The 5,861-nt window shown below is 71.6% G+C and carries 5 protein-coding genes and 1 pseudogene; 1 reads left to right on the top strand and 5 read right to left on the bottom strand.

Going from position 1 to position 5,861, the window contains the following annotated elements; translation table 11 throughout:
• The coding region (locus ACTIFU_RS22060) for an ABC transporter ATP-binding protein (protein WP_439580475.1) at positions 1 to 885 on the top strand (885 nt) is incomplete at its 5' end.
• Between the two features lie 534 nt (positions 886 to 1,419).
• Here ACTIFU_RS22060 and ACTIFU_RS22055 read toward each other — a convergent pair.
• From ACTIFU_RS22055 to ACTIFU_RS22035, 5 genes and pseudogenes are all read right to left on the bottom strand, one after another.
• On the bottom strand, positions 1,420 to 1,776 hold the full coding sequence (locus tag ACTIFU_RS22055; protein ID WP_439580474.1) for an HPF/RaiA family ribosome-associated protein: 357 nt from the start codon (positions 1,774 to 1,776) through the stop codon (positions 1,420 to 1,422).
• Positions 1,777 to 2,430: 654 nt separating this feature from the next.
• On the bottom strand, positions 2,431 to 2,994 hold the full coding sequence (locus tag ACTIFU_RS22050; RefSeq protein WP_439580473.1) for a cytochrome b: 564 nt from the start codon (positions 2,992 to 2,994) through the stop codon (positions 2,431 to 2,433).
• Between the two features lie 71 nt (positions 2,995 to 3,065).
• Positions 3,066 to 4,148, bottom strand: a complete 1,083-nt coding sequence (locus ACTIFU_RS22045; protein WP_439580472.1) for a WD40/YVTN/BNR-like repeat-containing protein — start codon at positions 4,146 to 4,148, stop codon at positions 3,066 to 3,068.
• Between the two features lie 126 nt (positions 4,149 to 4,274).
• Positions 4,275 to 5,645: an HlyD family type I secretion periplasmic adaptor subunit gene (locus ACTIFU_RS22040; RefSeq protein WP_439580471.1), complete on the bottom strand. Its 1,371-nt coding sequence runs from the start codon at positions 5,643 to 5,645 to the stop codon at positions 4,275 to 4,277.
• Positions 5,645 to 5,861, bottom strand: a pseudogene (locus ACTIFU_RS22035) (type I secretion system permease/ATPase); the annotation flags it as partial. The gene ACTIFU_RS22040 and the pseudogene ACTIFU_RS22035, both read right to left, overlap by 1 nt.

The raw sequence follows: 5,861 nt of genomic DNA, 5'->3' as shown, positions 1-5,861 counted from the left end.
CTGCGCGCGGTGGACGGCATCGACCTTGCACTGCATCAGGGCCAGGCGCTCGGCCTGGTCGGCGAGTCCGGCTGCGGCAAGTCCACCGTGGCGCGGCTGGTGATGGGGCTGATCGCACCGACGGCCGGGACCATCCGGTTTGCGGGGCGCGAGATCACCGGCCTCACCGACAGCGCGCTGCGCCCGCTCCGGCGCGACATGCAGATCATCTTCCAGAACCCGCACGCCGCGCTCAACCCCCGGCGGACGGTGTTCCAGTCGGTGGCCGAGCCGCTGGTGGTGCAGGGGATCGCCTCGGGTGTCGCGCTGCGCGCGCGGGTCGCCGCGCTGCTGGTGCAGGTCGGGCTGCCGGAGACCTTCCTCTGGCGCTTCCCTCACGAGCTGTCGGGCGGGCAGAAGCAGCGCGTGTGCATCGCGCGCGCGCTCGCGCTCGAGCCGAAGCTCGTGGTGCTGGACGAGCCGACCAGCGCGCTCGACGTCTCGGTGCAGGCGCAGATCCTCGACTTCCTGGGCGAGCTGCGTGCGCGGCTGGGCCTCACCTATCTGTTCATCTCGCACAACCTCGCGGTGGTGCGGCAAGTCTGCGATCGCGTCGCGGTGATGTATCTCGGGCGGATCGTCGAAGAGGGGACGGTGGAGCGGATCTTCGCCGCCCCACGCCATCCCTATACCCGTGCGCTGGTCGCGGCGGTGCTGCCGCCGCGGCCGGGGGCCCTGCCGGAGGCGCCGCTCGGCGGGGACGTGCCGAACGCCGCGGAGATTCCGCCCGGCTGCCGCTTTGCGCCGCGCTGCCCGCTGCGCATGGAGATGTGCGAAGCGCGCGATCCCGTGCTGGCGCCGCAGACCGGCACGCATCGGGTCGCGTGCTGGGCCGCGCTCGACTAGAGCGTGCCGCCCTGGCGGCCTGCTCGCCTTGGCGTGATCGCGAGCGCGCGCGACAGCGGCGAGGTCAATCCCACGACCGGACCCGTCGGAGCGCGCATGATCGACGCTGCTGGACCGCCAGCGGGATCGGTCGCGGTCGTTCCGCCGATGGACGAGATTGCGGGCGAGCACACGACCCCGCACCGCTCGGACCGCGCGTTGCGACTGCGTCCGCCGGCCAATCCGCAGTCCTCCGGTGGGGAATGCGCCTGAGGCGATGCCGCCGATGCCTCCGGCACACGCAGCCGAAGCGACCCCGGCGGTCGCGCGGCTTGGCAGCGACCCCACGATCAGGAGCCGTGCCAGGCGGATCAGCCCGAGTGACACCGACGCCCGGAGCGCAGTCCGCCAGCCCTGTTCCGCGACCGCGTCAACCCAGGATCACTCCGGCCCCATCGTCCGCCCCCAGGGGCCGACGCCACGCTCCGGTCCAATCCGGACCAGTGCCGCGCCGCGCGACGCCCACCAGAGGCGCGCCGCGATCCCCCCATGCGGTCAAGGCTCCCCTGGCGGCATGTCCCGGATCGAGTCTGCCCCCTTCCGCGCGTTCAGCCGACCGAAGGTGGCATCGAGCACGGCACGAAGCTTCCGGGTGGCGCCGACATAGGCCTCCTCGAGCGTGGGCGCCTGATGCGTCACTGCCACCGGCTGGCGACCCGCGGGCCGCGCCTCCATCAGGCATCGCTTGTCGGCGCCGACGGTCTTGTCCGCGTTGACGTCCGTGAGGTGCACCTCGACCCGCGTGATCTGGCTGCGAAACCGACCCAGTATCCGTTCGACCTCGGCTTCGACGCGATGCGCGAGGGCCTCGCGCCCCTCGACCGTGCTGTCCGTGTTGAGCTGGATCTGCATGCTCTCCCTCATGGCTTGAGTGACGGTCTCCACCCGACCCCCGCGACCAGCGCGACACCCGGGTGGACAGGCGTGCCGCTGCCCGGCCTGCTGCCTGCGAGGGCTTCACCCTCGTCCCGTGGCACGTTTGCCCGACGCGATGGTCACGGTCCTCTGGCGCGCGCGCCCGACGATCATGCCGCGATGATGCGCGACCGCGGCCGCCGACATGACCAGCGCGCCATGCAACGGCCAGGGACCAACAGCCCGCCAGCGTGCCACCACGCGAGCCAAAGCGGAACCCGGTGGCGCGCGGATCGGTCACCGGGTGCGGACACACACCCAACCGACGAGGCCGCGGTGACGTCCCAGTTCCTCGTCCGGGGTCGTTCCGAATGGACGGGGACGGAACTGCCGCGTGAGGCGCCGACGTCTGCCGATCGCTGGTGACCGCGGTCCGACAGGCCGCGCCTGGGACCGCCGACCCCTGCCGCAGGCGCATCAGGGGCAGACCGGGGCTGCAACGGATGGGGCTCGGGGCAGCACGTGCCGCACCAGGTCCCGTGGTGCGGCGGCCCAGCGCGGACGATGCACTCACCTGCCGCGTCAGCCGAGGGGTTGACCGGCATGAGACCCTCCGGACGCGCCCGCCAGCAGCCCGCGTTCCCAGCCCCCCTACCGACGGGCCGGCAGCATCCGCCACACCAGGCCGTCGCGCCGCACCAGCGTATGGCGCAGCACCAGGCCGACATGGCCTGCCAATGCCGCTGCCAGCACGATCGCGGCACCGATGTGCACGACCCGCGCCACTGCCGCCAAGGTCTCCGACCGGCCGATCGGGTTCGCCAGCTCCACCACGCCGGCGAACGCGACCCCGTAGTCGCCCGCCATCACGTACACGAACCCGCTCACCGGCATGATCAGCATCGCTGCGTAGAGCACCTGCTCGGCCCGGTGCACGAAGTGCCGCTCGGCCGGGGAGAGGCTCGGCGCCCACTCGGGCAGCTCGCCCACATGGCGCGCCGCCAGCCGCCCGATCGCCACCGCGAGGGCCACCAGCCCGAGCGTCTTGTGCCAGTTGTAGAGGTCATCGCGCGACAGGCCTGCCGCACGCACGCCGTCGCCCATCCGCGTCATGGTCAGCGCCGAGGCGTACTGCGCCGCGAACAGCGCGACCACCACCCAGTGCAGTGTCTTCGTCACCGACCCGTAGCCGTCGCGGCAGTTCCAGAGCGGCATCGTCCCCCTCCGAGTCCATCCCCGCTCGACTCTGCCGGATACGCGCCATCCGAGCGAGTGGATCGATGCCGCTATCCGTTCAGCACCAGCGTCTCGACCGAGGTGATGGTCGGCAGATGCTCGGCGATGCAGGCCCAGCTGTCGCCCTCGTCCGCGGAGGCGAACAGCGCGCCCGTCCCTGTGCCGAAATAGACCCCCGCCGGCTCGAGCCGGTCGGTCGCCAGCGCCTGGCGCAGCACGTTCAGGTAGGCGTTGCGCTGGGGCAGCCCTTCGCGCAGATCCTGCCAGTTTGCCCCGCCGTCGCGGGTGCGCCAGACCGCCACCTTGCCGTCCGGCACGTAGCGCCCGGCCGAGTCGCCGTTCAGCGGCACGAGATAGAGCGTGTCGGGATCGCGAGGATGTGTCGCCGCCGGGAAGCCGAAGCTGGACGGAAGCCCCGCCTCGATGCTCTGCCAGCTCTTCCCGCCATCCGCGCTGCGATACATGCCGCAATGGTTCTGCTGGTACAGCAGGTCCGGCGGACCCGGCGCCTTCACCAGGCAGTGCACGCACTGGCCGTGTTCGGGATAGCGCTGGTCCTCGGGGTTGAAGTCCGCGCGCGTGCCACGGTTGCGCGGCTCCCAGCGCGCGCCGCCGTCCGCGGAATGGAACACGCCGCCCGCCGAGATGCCGACCCAGAGGCGACGGTCATCCGCCGGATCGATCACCAGCGAGTGCAGGATCAGCCCGCCGGCACCGGGCTGCCAGTGCGGGCGTGACGGGTGCTCGCGCAGGCCGGAGACATGGTCCCAGGTCTCGCCCCGGTCCGCGCTGCGGAACAGGCCGGCCGGCTCGACGCCCGCGTAGACGGACCCGTTGGTCGCGGCGAGGCTCCAGACCGAGCGGATCGGCGGTTCGCCCTCGCCATAGGCCATGCCGTTCGAGGAGTGCGTCCAGGTCGCGCCGAGGTCGTCGCTCGCCCACACGGCGGGGCCGAACCACTCGTTGCCACCGCCGGCGAGGATGCGCCCCGTGCCGGGCTCGGCGATCACGTGGTTGATCGGCCAGGCCTCGCAGAACGGGCCGCGCAGCGACCACGACCGCCGGGCCGCGTCGCTCTCGATCAGGAATGCGCCCTTCTTGGTGCCGACAAGGACCACTACCCGCATCGCCATCGCTGCCCGTCCTCCGTTCCTGGCGCGCATCCGCCGCCCCGCCGCGACAGCGCCCGCCCCATTCAGGTCAATATGTTGATATCAACGCTATGGCACCGTGTCAAAGGCCATGCCCGGCCAGACGGCTCAGCGCTCCACGAAGGATCTGCGGAAGCTGTCGATGAACGGCTTGAGGAGATAGTCGATCATCGTGCGCTCGCCGGTGATGATGCTCGCCTCGACCGGCATCCCCGGCACCACGCGCCCACCCGGAAGCTGGGCAAGGTCGGCCTCGTCCAGCAGCACGCGGGCGGTGTAGAACGGCATGCCGCTGCGCTGCTCCACCTCGGCATCGGGCGAGACCCAGGCGAGCTCCGTCAGCACCGGCGGTACGTTGCGCTGCGGGAAGGACGTGAAGCGCAGCTCGATCGGCACACCGACATGCACCCGTGCGATGTCCAGCGGCGAGACCTTCAGGTCCACGACCAGCCGCTCCTCCGGCACGATGTCGAGCAGCGGTTCGGCGGGCCTGACCACAGCCCCGTCGCTGTTCACCTTCAGCCCCATCACCACACCCCCGACCGGCGCGCGCACCTCCAGGCGCTGGCTGATGTCGCGCGCGCGCACGACCTTCTCCTGGACCTCCAGCAGCCGCTCGTGCACCGCGCGCAGCTCGCGCGCGGCCTCGGCGGTGCGCGACTGGCGCTGGCTCGTCAGCGTCTGTTCGATCTCGGCGATCTGGGCGCGGTTGCGCGCGACCTGTCCGACCTGGTCCTCGTAGGTGCCGATCAGGGCAGCCTCCGCGCGCTGCAGCGCGAGCAGCCGCGGCCGCCGCTCGAGGCCCCGGCGCAGGAGCTCCTCCACGGTCGCGATCTCCTCGCGCACCAGCTCGACCTGACGCACCGACGCCGCGATCTGACGCCCCAGCGCATCGATCGTCGCCTGGAGCTGGTCCTGGCGCGCCAGCAGGGAGGTGTCGCTGCTGATCCAGGCCGCACGCTTCATCTCGAAGATCGCCGTCTGGCCGCTGACCATCGCCGCGACCTCGGGCCGGCCGCGTGCCGCGATCACCTCCGCCGGCAGGGTCATGCGAGCCGACCCATCGAGTTCGGCTTCGAGGCGCGCCGCATGGACCAGAAGCGCCAGACGCTGCGCCTCCAGCCCCTGCAGCGCCGCCGCCGCCTGTACCGGATCGAGCCGCACCAGCACCTGGCCCGGCACGACATGGTCGCCCTCGCGCACGAGGATCTCGCGCACGATCCCGCCCTCGGCATGCTGTATGCTGCGCCGGTTCATCTCCACCTTCACTGCGCCCTGCGCCAGGCTCGCCTCCGCGAGCGGATACCACGACGCCCAGAACCCGAAGCCGACCACGAACACCAGGAACACCCCCATGCCGAGCAGCGTCAGGCTTCGGATCCGCGGCGCAGCGGGCAGCGCGATGGTGCGGTCCCAGTACTCGATCTCGCGGCGCACAAGGGCCCGTGAGCGGCCATAGGGAACGAGTGCGGTGCCCATCAGACGGCTCCCTGCCGGACGTCGTTCTCCGTGTCCCCGGCCGCGGGCTGCGCCGTGACGGCCTGCGGCGGACCGACCGGCTTCATGAGCTGGCGCATCACTGCGTCACGCGGACCCAGCATCTCGACCATGCCGTTCCGCATCAGCATCACCAGGTCGGCGGTCTGCACGAGCGGCGGACGGTGCGAGACGAACACGATCGTCGCCTTCACCGTC

This window comes from Elioraea sp. (assembly GCF_051860475.1).
In the GTDB taxonomy this organism is placed as follows: Bacteria; Pseudomonadota; Alphaproteobacteria; order Acetobacterales; family Acetobacteraceae; genus Elioraea.
The sequence above is the reverse complement of the archived record's forward strand: the minus strand, read 5'-3'. Positions and strand labels throughout refer to the sequence as shown.